A 20,754-nucleotide genomic window follows, 5' to 3' on the forward strand; every position below is an offset into this window, starting at 1 on the left:
TCACCGGAGTAGTTCATGTGCACGTGCAGGTCCCCGCCGTACCACCCGCGCGCCGCCGCGTCGTAGAGCCGCACCGGCGAAAGCTCCACGGCCTCTTCCGCCCCGGCCACGACATCGATCTCCACTTGCGAGGGCAGGAACTCGCCTCCCCGCCCGATCTCGACCACCGTCCTGCCGATTGGGACCTCGACGGTGAGGTCATTACCGTGAAAGAACGGGCGGCCGTGGTAGTCGTACTTGCGCAGGACGCCGTCGGGAAACCATGCGCCACCGCGCTCATCCCACACCCGCCACCGCGACACCGCATCCGACACCAGGCGCAGCGTGCCACTCGCCACCGGTTCCACCGCCCGGACGCGCCGGCCGTCCACCCGAATCTCGGGCTGATCGACACTCGCCACCGCATCGACCAGGGCCAACGGCGCGTCGTGGCCACCCAGCACGAAGACCTGATACGGGACCGGATGGCGCACCGTCGCAAACGGCACAGGCGTCCGCACCCGCACGCCCCCGCCGTGCACCACCGCAAGACCCACAGGCAGTGGATCGGGCAACGCGTCGACCACAGACTCGACAACCGCGGCGGGATTCACCCCGGGCGCGTTCAGTCCCCAGACCATTCTCCGGGCGGCCATCACCCTGTCCTGGTCGCACCAGCCCAGCAACGCCCTCAATGCCGTCGCCAGGGCGTCTTCCCGCTCGTTGCCCCAGTCGTACCCACGCTCCACACAAAGCGTCCGATACCGCGCCAGCATCTCCGCGACCACGGGCGGCATGTGTTCGTCTTCGCAACACATCCGGCCATCTCCCTTCCCCGTCACATTCGATATCCGCACGGCCGTCCTTGACGTGGGAGACGGGCTCGATCTAGGGATCAATATTCCCTAGATGTGAGACTCTAATGCAACGATGCTGCTTGGGGCAATGGGTGTGGTACGGAAGTACGTCGGGCATGAGAACCCAACCGGGCTGCAACATCTGCTGAATCGGCCCTGCTTGCAGGGGGCAGGTGGTGTTGTGCGCGAGGTCCGGGCGGACCTGCGACACCCACAGCGGCCCGCCTCCCGGGGTCGCGATATGGGGCTGGGATTCCGCAGCCGCATGGTCTGAGTCAGGTGTTGTGTTGTGCGGTGACCGCGGAGATGGCGTTGAAGCCGACGGCGGCGCGTGAGCCGATCTGGGTTGCGACGGCGCTGTAGAGGGCGTCGAGGATGGCGAGGAGGGCCAACTGGCTGGTCATGCCCTGGAGTCGGAAGCCTAGTTCGGGTGCGCCGGCGATGAGCGCGTAGTCACACATCGTGGCAAGTGGGGTGTTGCTGTAGCTGGTGAGGGCGACGGTGACGGCTCCGCCTTCGCGGGCCTTGTGGGCGCCTTCCAGGGTGGGGCGCATGGCCCCGGTCCGGCTGATGGCGATGCATACGTCCTCGCGGCTGAGCTGCTGGGCCATGACGTGCTGGGACCATACGTCGTCGGGTGCGAAGGCGTGCAGGCCGATGGTGGTGAGCCGTTGCGCGGCGTCGGTTGCCGGGGTGCGCGAGGTGCCCACGGCGACGAACAGGATCCGGCGGGCGCGGGCGACGGCGGTGACGACGTGTTCAAAACTCTGCTGGTCGACTGTGGCCAGAGCGTCGATGAGCGACTGGGCGCCGGCCCGCAGGACTCGTTCGAGGGTGGTCGCGGGTGGGGCGTCGTCCGGCTCGGTCGACGGGATGTGCTGCTGGAATTCGGTGCTCTCGGTGCGGGCCAGATCTCTGGCGACGATGAGCTTCAGGTCGGGAAAGCCCTGGAAGCCGAGTTCACGGCATGCGCGGACGACGGAGGACGGCGAGGCCGCGGCGGCTTCCGCGAGTTCGGCGATGGTGGCCTGCATGACCCATTGCGGCCTGGCGAGGACGGTATCGGCGATCCGGCGCGCGACGCCCCGCAGCGCGGGGGCTGCGGATCTGATGCGGGCGAGGGTTTCGACCGGCGGCTGGGCTCCGAGGTCGTCGGGCGGGGTTTCACCGGGTGCGGTCAACGGCGCCGTGATCGGTGTGCCCTGATGCGGGTTCGTGGCGGCCTCCTTGAGTGGCATCGCATCGTCGGATGTGCCTGACCTTACCGGAATCGGATGCCGTGCAAGGCCAGCAGGTTGGTTCGCGGTAGCTGGATCCCCGGCCGCCCTGTGATGCGCCGGAGCCTGTTCCGCGGCCCTCCGATGGTATAGCCCGCCTGGGGTGTGCCCGCCAGATACGGCTCCTGCCTGCCGTGACCAGTGCGGACGAGGCCGGGACGGGCATGCTCGGCCGGCCGCCGCCGTGTCGGCCGGAATCTGCCTTGCTGTTCATGAAATCGAGTTCCGCGAGATTTGTTGATCAAAAGAATCCAGTGCCATTCATTCATCTCGGGGTTACTCCGGGGCAACCTCGGCTGCCTAGCTTTCCGTTGCGGCGGCACCGCTTCGACGTTGTTGCCGCCGGCATATCGCTCGCAGCAGGCGCGAGCCGACCAGGCAGGGAGGCCGAAACAATGACACAGCCGGATACGGCGGAGCCGGACACAGCACGTCGGCTCGGTGTCGCGGCGGGGGCAGCCCCGCGAGCGGAAGGCGGGGAGCGTTCGACCGGGTCGCCGGGTCGGCGCGCCGACCTGCCCGGCGGCGCCGAAAGGAAGCAGAACGGCGTATCGGTGTACCAGGAGCTGGGGGTCCGGCCGGTGATCCACGCCGGAGGGACCACGACCACGTTCGGGGGGTCGAGATCACCGGAGGCGGTCTGGGCGGCGATGGCCGACGCCTCCCGGCAGTTCGTCAGCATCTTCGAGCTCAACCGGGCGGTCGGGAAGTACATCGCCGACGTCACCGGCGCGGAATCGGGCATGGTGACCAGCGGCGCGGCGAGCGGGATCGTGCTGTCCGTCGCCGCCGCCATGACCGGCGCTGACCTGGCCAGGGTGCGGCAGTTGCCGGATACCGCGGGCCTTCGCTCGAAGGTAGTGATCCAGAAGGCGCACCGGGGCCGCTTCACCTACCTGGCCCGGTACACCGGCGCGGACTTCGTCGAGGCCGGCAGCATCAACGAATGTGAACCGGAGGAGCTCGACCACGCGATCGACGAGCAGACCGCCGCCGTCCTTTACGTCCTGGGTCCGGGCCTTCGTCAGGTGGGGCCAAGCGTCGCCGAGACCGCGCGGATCGCGCACCGCCACGGTGTGCCGCTGCTGGTGGACGCGGCCGGGATGCTCCCGCCGAAGGCGAATCTGACGAGGTTCGTCGCCGAGGGCGCCGACCTGGTCACGCTCGGGGGCGGGAAGTTCCTCAAGGGCCCGCAGAACACCGGGCTGCTGTGCGGCCGCGCTGATCTCATCGAGGCGGCACTCGCGCATTCCGGGCCGAACTTCGCCATCGGCCGCCCGCACAAGGTCTCCCGCGAGGCCATCGTCGGCCTGTACGAAGCGCTCAAACGCTACCTGGCCAGCGACGAAGAACAGGTCCGCGCGGGCCTGCGCGCCCAGGCGGAGCTGGTGGCAGCCCGGGTGGGATCCGTCCCGGGAGCCGAAGTGACCGTCGAAGAAGACGACTTCGAGTTCTTCGTCCCGACCGCGGTGATCACGCTCTCACCAGAGCGCCCCGGCCGGGACGTGCGGGAGATCGCCCGGCGCCTGCTGGACGGCGAACCCCGGGTATTCCTCTACCACGACCGTCAGCTCCGCCGCCTGCTGGTCAATCCCACCGCACTGCAGCCGGGCGAGGCCGAGATCGTGGGCGAACGTATCCGCGCCGAGCTGCTCGCGGCGCATCAGCAGGCGCCTGCCCGACCGCCCGTCATGACCGTCCCGGCATCGCCGTCCGACCTGGAGTCCCGATGACATCCCTGCACACCGCGGCCGACGCCGCGATCGAACTGGCGGTCCTCGACATCGCCGGGACAACCATCGACGAGGGCGGCACGGTCTACCGGATACTCGCGGAGGCCGTCACAGCCGCGGGAGCCACTCCCACGTCGGCTGACATCAGCCGCTGGACGGGCACCGACAAACGCGAAGCCGTCCGTGGGCTGCTGTCGGCCCATGGTTCCGCACCCGACGACGCCGAAGTGGCACGTGTCTACGCCGATTTCCGGCGGCGACTCGACGCCGCCTACCGGGCCGACCCGCCACGGCCGCTGGCCGGAGCGGAGGACGTGCTCCGCGAGCTGCGCGGGCGCGGGGTCAAGGTCGCCCTCAGCACCGGCTTCGACAGCGAGGTGACCGACGCGATCCTGGGCCCGCTGGGATGGCGGGGCACCCTTGTCGACGCGGTGGTCAGCGCCGACCAGGTGGCACGCGGCCGGCCGGCCCCGTACCTGATCTTCCGGGCGATGGAACTGACCGGCGTGCTCGATGTCGGCCGGGTGCTCGTCGCCGGAGACACCGTGGCCGACCTGCTCTCCGGTACGAACGCCGGCGCCGCCGTGGTGGCAGGTGTCCTCAGCGGAGCCGACGACAGCGCAACGCTCGGCCGCATCCGCCACACCCACCTGCTCACGAGCATCGCTGACCTTCCCGCACTGCTGGCTGTGGCCCTGCGGCTCCCCGAGGCGATCGCATGACCGGGCCCACCGCACCGCCGCCGCATCGGCCGACCCGCGGTACGAACGCCCGGCTGTCCACGACGACTACCGCTGCGACAACTACCGCTGCGCTGACCACCGCTGGGACGACCACCGCTGCGGTGACCACCACTGCGACGACTACCGCTGCGGTGGCTACCTCTGCGATGACTGCTGCTGCACGCGCACCTCTGCTTCACCCTGGTTCCGAACCATCCGCCGAACCACCGGCATTCGAGTGCCGCGCGGTGTCCAAGGAGTATCAGGGCGGCACCCTGGCGCTTCGCGATGTCACCTTGCGCGGGGAGGCGGGGCAGATCGTCGTCCTGGTGGGGCCGTCCGGCTGCGGCAAGACCACATTGCTCAGGTGTATAGCCGGTCTGGAGTCCATCAGCGTCGGCGCAATCCATCTGCAGGGCCGCGACGCCGCCCATGTGCCGCCGCACCGCCGCGGTGTGGCGATGGTGTTCCAGAACTACGCCCTGTATCCGAACAAGACTGTCGCGCACAACATCGCCTTCCCCCTTCGGATGAGTCGGGTACCGCGAGCCGAACAGGAGGCGCGGACCCGCGAGATCGCCGATGTTCTCAAGATCGGCCACCTCCTCGATCGCCGGCCGCGCCAGCTGTCCGGCGGGCAGAAGCAGCGAGTCGGCATCGGGCGTGCGTTGGTCCGGCGGCCGACGATCGTTGCGATGGACGAACCGCTGTCCAACCTCGACGCGCAACTGCGGGTCGATATGCGCGTCGAGATTCGGGCGTTGCAGCAGCGCCTGGGCATGACCGTCGTATATGTCACCCACGACCAGGCCGAGGCGCTGAGCCTCGCGGACCGCATCGTGGTGATGAACGGCGGCGCTGTCGAGCAGGTCGGATCGCCGGAAGAGGCGTTCAACACCCCGGCCACGCCCTTCGTGGCCGGCTTCCTCGGCATGATGAACCTGCTGCCCGGCACGGCCGAGGCCGGTCGGCTTCGACTGGACGGCGCGGCGGGCGAGTCGATCCCGCTGCCGCACCGCGTGACCAGGGTGGGGGATCGGCATCGGATCGCGACGCTCGGTGTGCGCCCAGAGCACCTGGTAATGGGTCATCCGCCGCCGGGCCGGTGGTCGGTCTCGGGCACGCTCGTCTCCAGCGAACTGCTCGGAACCGAACGCCTCGTCGTGGTGCGAGTGGGCGGAGCGGGGGATCAGACCCTGCGCGTGCGGGTCGCGGCCGATCAGCCGCTGTCCTCGGAGCTGCGGGTGTGGGCGGCCGACGAGCACCTCCACCTGTTCGGCTCGGACGGCACACGACTGGGTGGCGACGATCGGGCGACCCCACTGGCTTCTGCGAACGTGGACGGCCTGCGATGACGTACGTCGAAGAGCGAGCCGAAGAGCGACAGGCTGGCCTCGATTCCTCCAGGCCGTCGGCGAACCACCGGCCACGGATGCGCCTGACCGACGGTGTGATCGGTTGGCTGTTGTGCACTCCCGCCACGGTGCTCCTCGGTGTGTTTGTGATGCTGCCGCTGCTGGCGGTCAGCGTCCTCGCCTTCTTCCGTTGGGATCCGCTCAGCCAGACGGGCCACGCGGTCGGCCTCGCGAACTTCTCCAAGATCCTGACCAGCCCTGAACTGCGGTCCGCCGCGCTCCGCACGCTCGAATACACCGCGTTGACGGTGCCGACCACGGTGGCGCTGGGCATGGCCATCGCCGTGGGAATCAGTAACGTTCGACGCGGAGCGATGCTGTGGCGCACCGTCTTCTTCCTGCCGGTGGCATCCACCCTGGCCGCGACATCCGTCGCCTGGCGCTTCATGTTCTACCCGCACACCGGGATCATCGATCAGACGGTGGGCGCGGTCATCCCGATCAGCGGGTGGCTGCAGTCGACGAACCTGGCCATCGTCGCGGTGTCGATGGTCGGTGTGTGGCAGGCACTCGGCACGACCATCGTCATCTTTCTCGCCGGACTGTCGGGGGTGCCCCGGCACCTGCACGATGCCGCCGCTCTCGATGGAGCGACCTCCTGGCGCCGGTTCTGGCACGTCACATGGCCTGCCCTCGGCCCTGCCACGGTCCTGGCCCTCGTCATCGACACCCGGGACTCCTTGCGCGTCTTCGACCAGGTCCAGGTGATGACGCAAGGCGGCCCGCTCGGATCGACCACCACGTTGTCCTATCTGCTGTGGCAACGGGGCATCCACTACAACGATCTCGGCGGCGGCGCCGTCATCGACCTTGCCATCCTGATCGTGGTCATCGGTTTCGTCGGCATCCAGCTCATGACCGTCGGGCGGCGGCTCAACGAGGGAGCGGCCCGATGAACGCACCCCGGCCGCGCCGTCGGCCGCCCCTCGGGCAGATCGCGCTGCACCTTGTCCTGGCCTTGGCGGGCTTCCTGGTGCTGCTGCCCTTCCTGGTGATGCTCCGCGCCGCCGTCACACCGGACCAGTGGATCTTCCGGGGAACGCTGAGCCTGCACGGCCTGACCTTGAGCCACTTCGCCCAGGCATGGAACAACGCGCCGTGGCTGCACTACTACTGGAACAGCCTGCTCTCGGTCACCGCCATCTACATCGGCCAGATACTCACCTGCCTGCCGGCCGGGTACGCCCTGGCACGGTTGCGCTTTTGCGGCTCAGGTGTTGCCACGTGGGTTGTCGTCGTCTGTCTGGCCATTCCGACCCAGATCGTCGCCCTGCCCGTCTTTCTGCTGCTCTCACGAATGAGCTGGCTGGACACGCTGCAGTCGTTGATCGTGCCGTTCGTCGCCTCGGCCTTCGGAATCTTCGTCTTCCGGCAGTTCATCATCACGATCCCGCAGTCGCTGTTCGATGCCGCGCGGCTCGACGGTGTCGGCCCGATCGGCGTTGTCTGGCGCGTCGTGCTGCCCAACGTCCGCCCCGCACTGGCCGCGTTCGGCGTGCTCAGCGTGATGGGGCACTGGAATGACCTGTTCTGGCCGTCGGTCGTGCTACGGACGGGGCGTTCGGCCACGGTGCCGTACGGCATCGTCGAATTCGCCTCGGGCGAGGGCGGCTCGAACTACGGCACCCAGATGGCTGCCGCCGCCATCGCCGCGATCCCGCTCGTCATCGCCCTGTGCTTCGCCCAACGCCAGTTCGTCCAGGGCCTCGCCCCCTCGGCCGCGGCCGACTGACTCACCACGTTTCTCGCCCTCACACCCATCACCCATCACCGTTCACTGACCACCGTTCACCAACCACTGACCACCGACCACCGGCAGACACCCAGGGAGCTCGCAGTGCAGCCCACCCACCACGCCCTCGACCGCCGAGGCTTCCTCGCGCTCGGCGGAGGCATCGCCACGGCAGGCATGCTCGCCGCCTGCGGCAGCGGAGCGCCCAAGAACACCAGCAGCCCGGGATACACCAACCGTAACGAGGTCGCGGCCGCGGCCAAGGGCCAGACCGTCTCGATCGTCTACATCAACAACCCCGGCTTCGACAGCACGCTCAAGCAGATGCTCGGCCCGCAGTTCACGGCCAGCACCGGGGTGACCGCCAAGCTGGTCAAACTTCCCTCGGTCAGTTACGACGACGTCACCCAGCGGATCCAATCGGACCTGACCGCCGGCCAGGGTGATGACATGGCCCTGGTTGGTTTGCAGAACGTCCGCACCTACGCCGACGCGGGGCTGGCCCTGCCACTCGACAAGTTTTTGACGCTCAGCGGCGACTACAGCAACCAGCTCTACCCGAAATTCCTGACCCTCGGAAAGCGGAACAAGTCGACCTACGCCATCCCGTACTGTGCCTCGGTCCTGGTCCTTTATTACAACGCCGAGCAGTTCACCCGCGCCGGACTCGACCCCGCGAATCCGCCGAGCACGTTCAGCGAACTCCGCGCTGCCGCCGCCAAACTCGTCCAGTCCAAGGCCGCACGCTATGGCGCCTGCGTTGCGTACGACTCGGAGGACATCTGGCCTTACCAGACGTTTCTGTCCTCTGCCGGTGGCTCCTTCATGAGCGCGGACGAGAAGAGCATCACCTTCGACTCGGACAAGGCGATCGCACATCTCGACTTCTGGGCGCGGCTGATCAAGGACGGCTACTCGACCCCTCTCAACAGCGATGATTCCAAGCAGGCTTTTGTGAGCGGTGACCTCGGGATGCTCATCACCAGCAGTGCCATGCTCGGGTCGTTCGAAAAGGGCGCATCGTTCACCCTCAAGACGGCCAGGACCCCGATCCCCGACGGCGGCACACTTCGCACACCGGCAGCCGGCGCCGGGGTCGTCGTACTGACCAAGGACGCCAAGAAGCAGGCCGCGGCCTGGCAGGTCGTCCAGGCCCTCACCGGCAAGGCCGGTTCCACGGCCCAGACCGAGGCCAGCGGCTATCTGCCGGTCAACAAGGCGGCAGCCGAAGACGCCTCCGGGTTGGGCGGCTTCCTGGCGAAAGACCCGCTGCGCGCGGCCGCCACCAGTGAGGTCCCGGCCATCATCCCCTGGTACCAGTTCCCGGGCACCAATACCGCCGAGATCAGCAAGTCCCTCCAGGACGCCGTCCTCGCCGCGACCAGCGGCAAGAAGACCGCCTCCCAAGCCCTCCACCACGCCGCAAGCCAGGTCAAATCGCTGTTGCCGTCGTGACGAAGCAACCACTCAACCAAACGCCAGAAAGGAACCTGACCAATGTCCAATACGAACCGAGCTAAAGCCGTCTCAATCCGCCCCATACCTGAGGAAGTGTTGAACAGCTACATTGAGGTCGACGAGCGCCGCCGCTTGCTCGCGCCGTCGGGTGAGGCCGGGCAGGCCCATCTCAACGACCGCCCGATTTCAAACCGCAGCCTCGATAGTTTCGCGCGCCCGACCCCTGCGCTCACGCCCGCGCAGCGCTTGCACCTGGACATCTACGGCTACGTCGTGATCGAGAACGTACTCACGCCAGATGAGGTCAACCAGTTGCGCAACGAGATCTACAACATCGAGCGGCGTGCCCTTGGCGGCGACAGCCTCGAGGACCTGCGACCAGCGTTTGTGCGGCGCCATACAGAAGACATCTTCCAATTTGCGAACCTTCCTCACGTTTCGCCGGCCTTCTTCGACTACCTCACCCACCCGCGCATCGTCGGGATGGCCGAAGAAAGCATGGGTGGACCGGCTCGGCTCCATAACTCACAGGCACATATCCGCCGCGCACCGGCGGACCCGGATCGAAAGGAGCACGGGAACTCCAACGCCTATGGATGGCATCGAGGTTCCGTCGGGATGGCGGGCACGATCGCGAACGGTCTCTATCACTTCCCGTTCGTCGTGGCGCTCACCAACCTCACCGACCTGGGCCCGGACGACGGCGGCACCTCGGTGATCGCCGGCACGCACAAGATCCCGGGGGAGGTGGATCTGCAGCCGCTCATCGACGCCGCAGAGGTGGACCCGTCGCTGATCCACCATGTCGAGGCACCGGCCGGATCGACACTGCTGTTCTTCGAGTCGCTCGTACACTCGGGCGGCATCATCCGGTCCGGGCGCGATCGGCTACTCGTGATCGGTTGGTACGCGCCACCATTCTGGGCCACCCCTCCTGGCAGCGAACCGTCGGTTGAGCTAGTAGGGCGGCTGCCGAAGGAGTACCAGCGGTTCATGGTCGGTTGGACCAGTAACTTCTCGCCCGACATCCAGGGCCGCTCACTGACCGACTATCCGCCGGAGAAGTAGACCTGTCGTCGCGCGAAGGCGGCTTCTCCTGGGAGGGCGCGACGTCGAGCTACTGGCGGGGATCCGAACGCCGACGGCGACACCCTGTGCTCCACCCGCATTTGGCATCCCGTCAGCGCACGCCAGGGTGATCCGGGCCTGCTCAGCCGTGCGCCGGTCCGGTCGTGATCAGCTCGGGTTCGGTGGCCGCTCGGACGTCGGCCTCGGTGACCCCGGGCGCGCACTCGACCAGATGCAGTCCGCGGTCCGTGACGTCCAGCACGGCGAGGTCGGTGATGATCCGGTGGACCACGCGGGCACCGGTGAGCGGCAGCGAGCAGTCGTTGACGATCTTGAAGGTGCCGTCTCGGGCCACGTGCTCCATCAGCACGATCACCTTGCGCGCGCCGTGGACCAGGTCCATCGCGCCGCCCATCCCCTTGACCAGCTTCCCCGGGATCATCCAGTTGGCGATGTCGCCCCGGGCCGACACCTGCATCGCCCCCAGGATCGCCGCGTCGATCCGGCCCGAGCGGATCATCCCGAAACTGGTGCTGGAGTCGAAGAAGCCGGCGCCGGGGCGTACCGTCACGGTCTCCTTCCCTGCGTTGATCAGGTCGGGGTCCTCGTCCCCGTCGTACGGGTACGGGCCGGTGCCGAGGATGCCGTTCTCGGATTGCAGCACCAGCTCCACGGAGGCGGCCACGTGACCGGGTACCAGGGTGGGCAGCCCGATGCCCAGGTTGACATAGTCGCCGTCGCGCAGTTCCCGCGCGGCGCGGGCGGCCATCTGGTCTCTGGTCAGTGCCATGGTCATGCTCCTCGTCCGACGCCGCGGCGGGGCCTGGTGGTCCGTCGTTCGATGCCCTTGGCCGCGGCCTGGTCGGGTGTGAGAGGGAGAACGCGGTCGATGTAGATGCCGGGGAGGTGAATCGTGTCCGGGTCGAGTTGGCCGGGTTCGACGAGGTGCTCGACTTCGGCGACGGAGATCCGGCCGGCCATGGCGCAGACCGGGTTGAAGTTGCGGGCGGCCTTGCGGAAGACCAGGTTGCCGTGCCGGTCTCCCTTCCATGCGCGCACCAGCGCGAAGTCGGCCGGCAGGGCCCGCTCCAGCACGAAGGACGTGCTGTCGAACTCGGCGGCCGGCTTGGGCGGCGAGGCGAGAGCGACCGTGCCGTCGGGAGCGTACCGCCACGGCAGGCCGCCGGAGGCGACCGCGGTGCCGGTGCCCGTCCTGGTGTAGAAGGCGGGGATGCCGACGCCCGCGGCGCGCAGCCGTTCCGCCAGGGTGCCCTGCGGGGTGAGTTCGACCTCCAGCTCGCCGCCGAGGTACTGCCGGGCGAACTCCTTGTTCTCTCCCACATAGGAGGCGACGATCCTGCGGATGCGGCCGCGGTCGAGCAGCTTGCCGAGGCCCACGCCGTCGGTGCCGCAGTTGTTGGAGAAGATCTCCAACCGCCCCACGCGGGCCTCGACGACCGCGTCGATGAGCACGGCGGGGATGCCGCAGATACCGAAGCCGCCCGAGGCGATCGATGCCCCGTCCCGGATGCCTGCCACGCCCTCGGCCGCGGTGCCGACCACTTTGTCCACCGTCTGTTCCTCCCCGGTCAGTTGAGCTTGGCGAGCTGGGCGAGGACGGTCTCCGGCGCGGCGTCCGCGGGGATGTCGGCGAGCAGGAAATCACCGGACGGCAGCGCCACGCCGTCACCGTGCCAGAACTCCTGCGGGATCCGCGGTCCGGTCAGCCCGGAACCGGCGACCCGCACACCGTGACCGGTCCGGTGGCCCAGCGCCCAGCGGTAGTGGTCGGTCACGTTGCCGACCGGTGCCCAGGCACTGTCGTCGACCTGCGGCAACAGGTCGGCGCGTGGGTCGCGTTCGTCGAGCAGCAGCATCGAGACCGGTGCCGCGGCCAGCCGCCGCAGCCAGTCCGCGACGTACATCGCGGCGGTTTCCGCGTGGTCGGCGGTCAGGTCGCTGAGCGGACCGGCGCCGCTGAGTTCGTGGGTGAGCGCCAGCCACAGCATCGGGGACGGGATCTGCACGACGAGCGGCGCGGCCGTGGTCCGCGCCACGAGCTCGGCCAGCTCGACGGCGGCGAGGGCGGTGCGCTCGTGGGCCAGCATCGTGCGCAGGGCGTACCCGGTCCGTGGCCGGGCGGACAGGTCGGCCCGCAGCGCGTCCCGGCGGGCGAGGGCGTCGTCGTAGTAGGCGCCCAGATCCAGCAGCACGGTGTCGGGGCCGAGCAGGCCCTGGGCCTGCCCGGTGTACTGCGCGAAGGCGACCGGGTCGGTCCACGGGATGGGGCGGCCTTGCAGGATGACCGCGCGGGCGTAGCGCTGGTGGTCGATGATCAGCGCGGTCGGCCGGCCGGAGGGCGGGGCGGAGAGGAGGGAGGCGAAGTCCGTGTCCATGGGTGTTCCCGGGGTCGAGGAGAGGCTCGGACGAGGGTGGGGAGCCGTGCTGCGGCTCCCCACCGGGTGAGGGCGGCCGGCTCAGCCGTTGAGGATGACCTTGAGGGCGTTCGTCTTGGCCGCGTCCGCGAAGGTGTCGTACGCGTCGAGGATCCGGTCGAGCGGGAAGTGGTGGCTGGCGAACCGGTCCACGGGCAGCTGCCCGTCGCGCACCAGCCGCAGCAGCATCGGCAGGGTGTCGGTGTTCACCAGGCCCATGGAGATCACGATGTTCTTGATCCACAGGTCCTGGAGGGGCAGTTCCACCGGCTTGCCGTGGACTCCGACGTTGGCGACGTTCCCGCCCGGACGGACCAGGTCGAGCGCCATGGCGAAGGTCTGCGGGACACCGACCGCCTCCACCGCGACATCCACCCCGTCCCCGTCGGTGAGCGCGAGGACCTCGTCCCGCCAGCCGTTGCTGCCGGAGTCGACGGCGTGCGTGGCACCGAAGGAGAGTGCCTGCTGTGCGCGGTGGCCGTCGACGTCGATCGCGATGACGCGCGCGGCGCCCTGGAGCCCGGCCGTGGCCGACACCGCCAGGCCCACCGGCCCGGCGCCGATGACCGCCACGGTGTCGCCCGGCTTGACCCGCCCGTAGCGAACGCCGATCTCGAAGCCGGTGGGCAGGATGTCCGAGAGCATCACACCCTGCGCGGGGGTGACCCCTTCGGGCAGCTTGTGCAGCGAGGTCTCCGCGTACGGCACACGGACGTACTCGGCCTGGGTGCCGTGGATGAGGTGGCCGAGGATCCATCCCATGCCGGGCGCCCCCTCGTCACCGGCGCAGTGGGAGTGCAGCCCCTGATGGCAGTAGGCGCATCGCCCGCAGTTCTTGATGCAGGCGATGATCACCTGGTCGCCGGTGGTGAGGGTGGTGACGGCGCTGCCGGTCGCCACGACCGTCCCGACGCCCTCGTGCCCGAGGACCCGGCCCTCGGTCACCGAGGGCACGTCGCCCTTGAGGATGTGCAGGTCGCTGCCGCAGATGGTGGTGGCGTCGATCTTGACGATCACGTCCGTGGGTGCCTCGATCGTCGGGTCGGGGAGGGTGTCCCACGATCTGCGGCCGACGCCGTGGTAGACGAGAGCCTTCATGGCGATTCTCCTTGTGCAGTGCAGTGCAGTGCACTGCTGAGCGGACGGGTCGGGGGCGCGTCAGGACTTGCGGTGCACCTCTTCACCGTGCTTGTCCTCCAGCTCGCGGACCCGCTCCTCAAGCCGGGCGATGGTGACGTCGCGGCGGTCGGGGACCATGACGATGGGGAGTTCCTTCAGCGGAGCCGTCACGCGCCGCGGGCCGTCGATCGTGAATACCGTCGCCGTGATGTCCTCGGTGTCCGAACCCCAGGAGCCGTAGTAGGGCAGGTCCTTGGGAGGCTCGGGCTTGACGAACTCCGCGCAGAATTCGGCGTACGGCTTGCCCCGCCGGAGCCTGGCCGTGCGGGCGGCGGCGCGCGCGGCATCGGTGGCCTCGACGTCGAGGCGGTACGTCTCGGGGTCGTAGCGCACCCCGAAGACCTCCTCTGCGACCTTCTGGCTGATCCGTCCCAGTTCGGCGTCCTTGACGACCGATTCGGGCAGCCGCTCCAGCGGGTCGCCGTAGCCGCCGCCGGCGCCCTGGCTGATCATGTACAGCTCGCCGTCCTTGGCGATGTCGAACTGCAGGCCCATGTGGTAGGTCGAGTAGCGGCCGTCCTCGAAGGGACGCTCGTTCATGACCTTCTCGATCGACAGGTCGAACTTCTTGTTGTCCCGGCGGATGTGCTCGTAGACATTGGTGCCCTTGACCATGGCGAGCGGGTGGGTGCCGCAGCCGTAACCGCCGTACATGCCGTAGATGGAGGAGAACTTCGCCCCGGACGTCACCGTCATGAAGCCCCACTGCGGGGTGCCCTCGGCGGCGACGATCATTTCGTAGCCCATTCCTCCGGTGAACTTCCCGAAGCCCATGTTGTCGCGGACGAGCCGCTTGGACACGAGCTGCATGAAGGGGACTTCCTCCTCCATGACCTCCTGTTCGGCCGTGTCGGCCATGGCGCAGAAGAGCGGGGAGACCGCGTCCTCACCGTCGCGGAAGGGCTTGGCGCCGCCCGGCATGCCGTTGAGGTCCGCGCAGAGGTTTCCGACCATGTCGCCGTGCTGGGTGATCCCGCCCCACAGGAAGGTGTTGATCTGGTTGAACCAGTTGGCGACGACGTTGCTGTACTTCTTCGGGGTGGAGAAGGACATCCGGCTGTACAGCGCCTGCATCGCGGAGAACCCGCGGAACGACGCCTGGAGCGACTGCCCCATCGGCGCGTCGTAGGAGGCGTCGGCCCAGGTGCCCTCGTCGGAGATGATCTCGATGCAGCTCATGGCCGAGGTGCAGCGCGGCAGGTCGGGCCACCAGAAGGCGAGGATCGCCTGCATGAACATCGACTTGACCGAGCAGAGCGGGCTGTTGATGGCACGGTTGAGGATCTCCGGTCCCGTGCCCCGCAGATCGACGGTCATCTTGTCGCCCTTGACGGTGATCTTGCAGGCGAACTTGATGAGGATGTTCTCCTTCAGGGTCGAGTCCATGAACTGGTCGAACCGATAGGTGCCGTCGGGCAGTTCGCTGATCCGGCGGCGCACCTCGGCGTCGACGTCCTCGACCGTGGTGCGCAGGGCGGCCACGAAGGTGTCGACCCCGACCTCGTCGATGATCTTGTCGACCCGCTCCATGATCTTGCGTACCGCGGTGATCTTCACCTTCAGGTCGGCGAGTTGCAGCTTGGGGTCACGCACCGAGTGCTGGAGGAAGGTCAGCAGGTCACGGCGGAGCCGTCCCCGCTCGACGATCTTGAACGGGCTCATCCGCAGCCCGTCGTCGAAGGGCGTCTCCGATCCCGACGGCATGCCTCCGGGCTCGCAGGCCCCGTTCTCGCCCTCGTGGATCGTCGCGGCGACCCAGGCGATGATCTCGCCGCCCCTGATGACGGGCATGATCATCGACTGGTCGGTGTTGTGGATGTTCCCGAACCGCGCGTCGTTGTGGATGAACCCGTCGCCCTCGTGGATCCCGACGGTCGGCTCGTCCTTCCAGTACTTCATGATGTAGCGGATCGGATGGTGGAGGATCGCGCTGAACGCGATGACACCATGGCAGGACAGATACGAGACGTCCCCGCCCGCGGTGTAGATGGCGGTCGTGAGGTCACCCCACTTCGCGCCGGGCGCCGCTCCCTGCGCCTCGCACATCTCGTATCCCTCGTCCAGCGCGCCCGCGATGCGCTTGCGGATGCGCTCGACCTGGAGGCGGTCGACACCGGCCGCGATCGCCCGTTCCTCGTGCGCGCTCCGCGACGAGATGCTGTGGTCACGCATGATGTCGGGGTCCGGGCCGAGGAACAGGGTCGTCTCGTCCATGAACTTGTCGACCCATTCCTGCTCCTGGGGAGTCAGGTTCGCCGAGGGCCTGTCGTCGATGGTGGTCATGTCAATGGGCTCCTTCTGCTGCGCGCGTGGGTGGGCCGGGTCAGTCCTGGAGGAACCAGACCGCGCCCTGGCGCGTGGGCTCCAGCCGCCAGCCGGGCTCGACGAGATAGGTCGTGTTCTCCGAGGTGACGATCGCCGGACCATGGATGACGTGCTCGTGCGTGAGCGCGCTCTGGTCGTAGACGGGTGTGTCGAGTGGTTCGGCGTGGCCGATGAAGACGGCGTTGCGGCGGGACACCTCGACCGGGATCGACCGGCTCCCCCCGGCATCGAGGGTGTCGAAGCCGACGACGGCACCGTCGACGTAGGAAGCGACCCGGACCGTGTTGCACCGGATGCCGGCCTCGGGGGCCGCGCTCGACGCCCCGAAGCGGTGACTGTACACATCGCCGAAGATCTTGATCATGGTGAGGACGTCGCCGACGCCGTTCATGCGGGTGATGTCCTCCAGCGCCACCGCCTGAGTGAGCAGCTGATTGCCGTAGCGCATGTCGAGTTCGAGCCGGTGCTGCACGTCCTCGGCGGCGAAGCCCTGGCGGACCAGGTCCTCCCGCCCGCGCGCCTCAAGCTCCTCGACGACGGCATTGAACTCGTCGTAGCTGTCGTAGAGATGACGTGTCGTCGGGTTGTACATCGTCACGTGAACGCCGCGCTCGTGGAAGTGGAGCTGCTTCATGTTCCCGGCGCCGCAGGCGGAGAACACGGAGGAGAACGGCGGGGCCAGCACCCGCTTGATCCCGGCGTGCCGGGCGATGCCGCACGCGTGGAGCGGGCCGTTGCCGCCGTAGGCGAGCATCGTGAAATCCTCCGGCAGATAGCCGCGGACCCGCAGCTCCTTGCCGATGCCGATCGCCATTTGTTCGTCCACGCCGTCCTTGATCGCCCGCGCCACCTCCAGGACGGTCATGCCGAGCAGGTCGCACAGGGTCTCCTCGACGGCGAACCGGGAGCGTTTGGCGTTGAGCTTGATGTAGCCGTTCGCGTAGTTCTCCGGGTCGAGATAGCCGAGCAGCAGGTCGGCGTCGGTCACGGTCGGGCGCAGACCACCGCGGTCGTAGCAGGCCGGACCGGGGTTCGAACCCGCCGACTCCGGGCCGATCCTGATCGAGTCGTGGATACGGTCGTAAGCGGCGATCGACCCGCCCCCCGCCCCCAGGGTGTCGAGGTGGACCATCGGGACCGAGACGAGCCAGCGGTCGATCGTGGGCAGGAAGTCGTAGTGCTTGACGCCGCCCTCGGGCACGAGTCCGATGTCGAAGGACGTGCCGCCCATGTCGGTCGAGATGACGTGCCCGAGCCCGGTCTCGTTCGACAGGTGCTCGGCCGCCCCGACACCGGCGATCGGGCCGGAGTGGATCGTCTGGAGGGCGTCGGTGGAGTTCATCTGCGCCATGCCACCGGAGTTGTGGATGACGAGCATCGGTTTGTCATAACCCGAGTCGCGCAGGTTGTTCGACAGCTGGGACAGCGCGTGGAACATGATCTCGTGGAGGAAGCCGTCGATGATCGTCGAGGTCGCCCGGACGTACTCACCCTTGCGGCCGGAGACCTGGTGGCCGAGGAGGACGGGGATGGCACCGAGTTCATGGGCGGGGAACTCCTCCAGGAGGATCTCCTGGATCGCGAGCTCGTGCACGGGGTTCTCGGTCGCGTTGACGAGGGAGACCACGATCGCCTCCGCGCCGGCATCGACGAGTTCGCGGACGACCAGGCGGACATCCTCGGGGTCGAGCGAGGCGACGATCCGGCCCGCCGAGTTGATGCGTTCCTTGACCGAACGGATCATGTGGCGGGGCACGATCGGCTCCGGCCGTTCGGCCGCGGGGAGGTTCTGCTGCATCGAATAGTCGAGGCCCTCTCCGTAACCACGGCCCCGGGACAGCGGGATGATGTCCTCGAAGCCGTGGGTGACGATCGCGGCGACCCTGGGGCCCTTGCGCTCGATCAGCGCGTTGGTACCGAGCGTGGTCGCGTAGCGGACGGAGTCGACCTTCTTCAGCACGGTGCCCCGGTCGAGTCCCGCCCTCTTGCACGCGAGGTCGAGGGCCTCGTTGAAGCCGAGGGCGAGATTGTGATGGGTCGTCAGGGCCTTCGCCTCGACATACTGGTCGTCCCAGACGAAGAAGCAGTCGGTGAACGTACCGCCGATGTCGACAGAGATACGCTTCATGGGTACTCCTGGGGGCTCGCGGGGTGCGGATTCAGCGGACGTGGCCGATGGCCTTGAGGGCGGCGGTGTGCTTCTGGGCGTCCTCGCCGGGCCCGTAGGTGTGAACCTCCTCCGGGTCCACGCCGCGCTCATCCCACTGCGCCCGAAGGGCGGCGACGTCGATGAGCATGTCGACGGTCGGCGGATGGCCGGGCGGGAGGTACTCGGCCTCGATCTGGGTGCCGCAGCCGGGGCAGTAGTACTCGAGGATCCGGCAGTAGTACGGGTCCGGGGAGAAGGTGAACTCGTACCGCTCGGGGTCGATGATCGGCTGGTGGATCTCCCGGGGGTCCCGGTCGTATACGAGAGTGCCTTCCTTGTAGTTGCCGTGCGCACTGCCCATGTCCTGGTCGCAGACGCGGCAGACCCAACGCTCGGTGGCGAGGTCGATGACGAGGTATTCGGTCATGGGGACTCGCATGGGAGCCCTCCTTCGCAGGGTCGTGGCCGTCAGAGGGTGTCGTGGAGGAGGAGATCGCCGGCCGAGGTGACTCGGAAGGTCCAGCCGGGCAGGACGCGCGCGGTGAAGAAGGGCCCCTCGACGATCGCCGGGCCTTCCCCGGTGTCTCCCGGGCTGAGCTTGGCCAGGACGTGCACCGGCACCTCGTCGACACGGTCGGCGGCCGACCGGACCGAGCGGGTCCCGACGGACGGCGCGGGCCGGGTCTCGACCTCCTGATCCAGGGTCAGCTCCGGGTGGGGCAGTGGCGCGGTGATGGTGAGCTGGAGGGAGACACGCCTTTCCGGATGGTCGACCGCGTCGCCCGGACGGTAGAGGGCGCGGGACACCGGCGTCCCGTCCTCCTCCTCGACGATCACCTGCCACGAGGCGTCGCAGTCGGCGAGCGGATAGCCCTCCTGGAACATGTCGCGCTCGGCCCGGCCGAGGAGTTCGTCGTACGTCTTCCTCGTCGCCGCGGTCGTCGGCTCGTCCACGCCGGCCTCGTACGTCTTGCCGATGTCGGAGAAGGAGATGCCGAGCGCGGAGAACACCGCAGCCGTGCGCGGGATCAGGACCCTGCTCACCCCGGCGGGCCGGGCGGCGCCGGTGGCGCTCATCGGTCCGGCCCCGCCGAAGGCGGCCAGCGTCGTGTTCTCCCGCACCAGGTGGGCGAACGTCGAGGACAGCGCCTCGAAATAGGCCCGCTCCATCCGGACCAGCGCCTCCTCCAGGCTGATCCCGAGCGGGTTGGCGACGGTCTCGGTGATGACGGTCCGGGAGCGTTCGGCATCGAGCCGGAACGTGCCGTCGAGGTAGGTGTCCGGGTCGAGGACACCCAGCAGCAGATTGACGTCGGTGATCGTCGCCTGCTTGCCCCCGAAGCCGAAGCACGCCGGTCCGGGCGCGGCTCCCACGGAGTGCGGCCCGACCGTGATCTGCCCGTCCTCGGCGGCGATGACGGAGGACCCGCCGACGCCCTTGGAGTGGACGCTGCTCATCGGGTAGGAGATCGGGACGCCCCCGATCGTGCCCCGTTCGTCCGCGTCGACCTCGTCACCGACCACGACACCGACATCCGTCGTCGTGCCCCCGACGTCGATCATGAGGGTGTGCGCGAAGCCGTAGGCGCGGGCCAGGGCCGCTGTGCCCTCAAGGCCGCCCCGGGGGCCGGAGGAGTAGGTCTTGAGAGCGACGGACTTGGCGACCCGTGAGGACGCGCCGTCGTTGCGGTAGACGAGGAGCGGGTTGACGACCTTGTAGGACTTCAGGCGCCGCTCCGCGCCGTACAGGAAGCGCTCCATCGTCGGGTGGAGGAAGGAGTTGATGACACACGACCAGACCCGGCGGGGGTCGTTCCGGTCGCCGGCCAGGTCCCAGCTGTAGATGAGCGGGATGGACCCGAGCAGGTGGCGCGGGAACTTGCGCAGCAGAACGGCCCGCAGCCGGCGCTCCTGCTCCACATCGCCGCCCGCGACGACGACACGTGCGGCCCCGAGCGTCGCCAGCCGGTTGACCTTCTGGACCACCTCGAAGTCGATCGTCTCCTCGTCGGCTGCCATGTCGACGACCAGGACGCGGTCGCCCACGAGGCCCTCGAAGAGGTCCCGCTCGGCTTCGGTCGTCCGCAACGCCGCCGCGAGGTCCGGCAGCGTCGTGAGGATGCCGATCATCGGGCCGCGGCGCTCGACGAGCGCGTTCGTCCCTTGTGTGGTCGAATACCGGATGTGCTGGGTCGTGTGCAGCAGCCGCTCGATGTCGGGCGAGCCGTACAGTGCCGCGGACGCCTTCTCCACACCGGCGAAGAGACACTCCGAGAGGTCGTGGGGCGTCGTGAGGGTCTTGGTGAAGGTGAAGCCGGTTCCGTCCCAGACGCAGATGTCGGTGAGAGTCCCACCGTTGTCGATATTGATCAGGGTGTCCATGCCACTCCTCGGGCTGCAACTCGGACCACAACGGATCTGCGGG

17 protein-coding genes are annotated in these 20,754 nt (G+C 68.3%); 7 read left to right on the forward strand and 10 right to left on the reverse strand.

The genetic code is table 11. The annotated features are described in order from the left end of the window. Positions 1-836 (reverse strand): hypothetical protein (locus ACWEKM_RS26845; RefSeq protein WP_451623799.1); only part of this gene is annotated, 836 nt, incomplete at its 3' end. A gap of 275 nt (positions 837-1,111) precedes the next feature. Beyond that, positions 1,112-2,074 (reverse strand): MurR/RpiR family transcriptional regulator, encoded by a 963-nt coding sequence (locus ACWEKM_RS26850; RefSeq protein WP_451623800.1) that lies wholly within the window; start codon positions 2,072-2,074, stop codon positions 1,112-1,114. A 434-nt stretch (positions 2,075-2,508) separates the two neighbouring features. On the opposite strand from ACWEKM_RS26850, the gene ACWEKM_RS26855 reads away from it, so the two are divergent. The 7 genes from ACWEKM_RS26855 (at position 2,509) to ACWEKM_RS26885 (ending at position 10,241) form a co-directional block, all read left to right on the forward strand. Beyond that, positions 2,509-3,846 (forward strand): aminotransferase class V-fold PLP-dependent enzyme, encoded by a 1,338-nt coding sequence (locus ACWEKM_RS26855; RefSeq protein WP_451623801.1) that lies wholly within the window; start codon positions 2,509-2,511, stop codon positions 3,844-3,846. Further along, positions 3,843-4,568 carry a phosphonatase-like hydrolase gene (locus tag ACWEKM_RS26860; RefSeq protein ID WP_451623802.1) on the forward strand — a complete coding sequence of 242 codons (726 nt, stop codon included), beginning with the start codon at positions 3,843-3,845 and terminating at the stop codon, positions 4,566-4,568. The genes ACWEKM_RS26855 and ACWEKM_RS26860 overlap by 4 nt, the downstream gene beginning before the upstream one ends. A 248-nt stretch (positions 4,569-4,816) precedes the next feature. Beyond that, positions 4,817-5,923 carry an ABC transporter ATP-binding protein gene (locus ACWEKM_RS26865; protein ID WP_451623803.1) on the forward strand — a complete coding sequence of 369 codons (1,107 nt, stop codon included), beginning with the start codon at positions 4,817-4,819 and terminating at the stop codon, positions 5,921-5,923. A gap of 77 nt (positions 5,924-6,000) precedes the next feature. Continuing rightward, complete coding sequence (locus ACWEKM_RS26870) at positions 6,001-6,879, forward strand: carbohydrate ABC transporter permease (RefSeq protein WP_451623804.1); 879 nt, start codon at positions 6,001-6,003, stop codon at positions 6,877-6,879. 62 nt (positions 6,880-6,941) lie between these two features. After that, a complete protein-coding gene (locus tag ACWEKM_RS26875) occupies positions 6,942-7,715 on the forward strand; it encodes a carbohydrate ABC transporter permease (protein WP_451623805.1) in 774 nt (257 codons plus the stop codon). A 105-nt stretch (positions 7,716-7,820) separates the two neighbouring features. Beyond that, a complete protein-coding gene (locus ACWEKM_RS26880) occupies positions 7,821-9,170 on the forward strand; it encodes an ABC transporter substrate-binding protein (RefSeq protein WP_451623806.1) in 1,350 nt (449 codons plus the stop codon). A gap of 42 nt (positions 9,171-9,212) precedes the next feature. After that, entirely contained in the window at positions 9,213-10,241 is a 1,029-nt protein-coding gene (locus ACWEKM_RS26885; RefSeq protein ID WP_451623807.1) for a phytanoyl-CoA dioxygenase family protein, read from the forward strand. 142 nt (positions 10,242-10,383) lie between these two features. Here ACWEKM_RS26885 and ACWEKM_RS26890 read toward each other — a convergent pair whose 3' ends face one another. The 8 genes from ACWEKM_RS26890 to ACWEKM_RS26925 all read right to left on the reverse strand — a co-directional run bounded on the left by ACWEKM_RS26890 (position 10,384) and on the right by ACWEKM_RS26925 (position 20,711). Further along, positions 10,384-11,031 carry a 3-oxoacid CoA-transferase subunit B gene (locus ACWEKM_RS26890; protein WP_451623808.1) on the reverse strand — a complete coding sequence of 216 codons (648 nt, stop codon included), beginning with the start codon at positions 11,029-11,031 and terminating at the stop codon, positions 10,384-10,386. 2 nt (positions 11,032-11,033) lie between these two features. Then, positions 11,034-11,813, reverse strand: a complete 780-nt coding sequence (locus ACWEKM_RS26895; RefSeq protein ID WP_451623809.1) for a CoA transferase subunit A — start codon at positions 11,811-11,813, stop codon at positions 11,034-11,036. Between the two features lie 17 nt (positions 11,814-11,830). Beyond that, on the reverse strand, positions 11,831-12,637 hold the full coding sequence (locus ACWEKM_RS26900) for a hypothetical protein (RefSeq protein ID WP_451623810.1): 807 nt from the start codon (positions 12,635-12,637) through the stop codon (positions 11,831-11,833). Between the two features lie 81 nt (positions 12,638-12,718). Beyond that, complete coding sequence (locus ACWEKM_RS26905) at positions 12,719-13,774, reverse strand: zinc-dependent alcohol dehydrogenase family protein (RefSeq protein WP_451623811.1); 1,056 nt, start codon at positions 13,772-13,774, stop codon at positions 12,719-12,721. Between the two features lie 60 nt (positions 13,775-13,834). Beyond that, entirely contained in the window at positions 13,835-16,138 is a 2,304-nt protein-coding gene (locus tag ACWEKM_RS26910) for a hydantoinase B/oxoprolinase family protein (protein WP_451623812.1), read from the reverse strand. Positions 16,139-16,178: 40 nt separating this feature from the next. Beyond that, complete coding sequence (locus ACWEKM_RS26915) at positions 16,179-18,308, reverse strand: hydantoinase/oxoprolinase family protein (protein WP_451623813.1); 2,130 nt, start codon at positions 18,306-18,308, stop codon at positions 16,179-16,181. A 31-nt stretch (positions 18,309-18,339) separates the two neighbouring features. Then, on the reverse strand, positions 18,340-18,768 hold the full coding sequence (locus ACWEKM_RS26920) for an acetone carboxylase subunit gamma (protein WP_451623814.1): 429 nt from the start codon (positions 18,766-18,768) through the stop codon (positions 18,340-18,342). A gap of 29 nt (positions 18,769-18,797) precedes the next feature. Further along, a complete protein-coding gene (locus ACWEKM_RS26925) occupies positions 18,798-20,711 on the reverse strand; it encodes a hydantoinase/oxoprolinase family protein (protein WP_451623815.1) in 1,914 nt (637 codons plus the stop codon). Positions 20,712-20,754 lie beyond the last annotated feature (43 nt).

The sequence above is a fragment of the Streptomyces sp. NPDC004752 genome (assembly GCF_053601275.1).

Excerpts from the sequence above, each read along its gene's own strand:
- ACWEKM_RS26850 (WP_451623800.1), bottom strand. The coding sequence starts at position 2,074 with ATGCCACTCAAGGAGGCCGCCACGAACCCGCATCAGGGCACACCGATC.
- ACWEKM_RS26855 (WP_451623801.1), top strand. The coding sequence starts at position 2,509 with ATGACACAGCCGGATACGGCGGAGCCGGACACAGCACGTCGGCTCGGT.
- ACWEKM_RS26860 (WP_451623802.1), top strand. The coding sequence starts at position 3,843 with ATGACATCCCTGCACACCGCGGCCGACGCCGCGATCGAACTGGCGGTC.
- ACWEKM_RS26870 (WP_451623804.1), top strand. The coding sequence starts at position 6,001 with ATGCGCCTGACCGACGGTGTGATCGGTTGGCTGTTGTGCACTCCCGCC.
- ACWEKM_RS26885 (WP_451623807.1), top strand. The coding sequence starts at position 9,213 with ATGTCCAATACGAACCGAGCTAAAGCCGTCTCAATCCGCCCCATACCT.
- ACWEKM_RS26890 (WP_451623808.1), bottom strand. The coding sequence starts at position 11,031 with ATGGCACTGACCAGAGACCAGATGGCCGCCCGCGCCGCGCGGGAACTG.
- ACWEKM_RS26900 (WP_451623810.1), bottom strand. The coding sequence starts at position 12,637 with ATGGACACGGACTTCGCCTCCCTCCTCTCCGCCCCGCCCTCCGGCCGG.
- ACWEKM_RS26905 (WP_451623811.1), bottom strand. The coding sequence starts at position 13,774 with ATGAAGGCTCTCGTCTACCACGGCGTCGGCCGCAGATCGTGGGACACC.
- ACWEKM_RS26910 (WP_451623812.1), bottom strand. The coding sequence starts at position 16,138 with ATGACCACCATCGACGACAGGCCCTCGGCGAACCTGACTCCCCAGGAG.
- ACWEKM_RS26915 (WP_451623813.1), bottom strand. The coding sequence starts at position 18,308 with ATGAAGCGTATCTCTGTCGACATCGGCGGTACGTTCACCGACTGCTTC.
- ACWEKM_RS26920 (WP_451623814.1), bottom strand. The coding sequence starts at position 18,768 with ATGCGAGTCCCCATGACCGAATACCTCGTCATCGACCTCGCCACCGAG.
- ACWEKM_RS26925 (WP_451623815.1), bottom strand. The coding sequence starts at position 20,711 with ATGGACACCCTGATCAATATCGACAACGGTGGGACTCTCACCGACATC.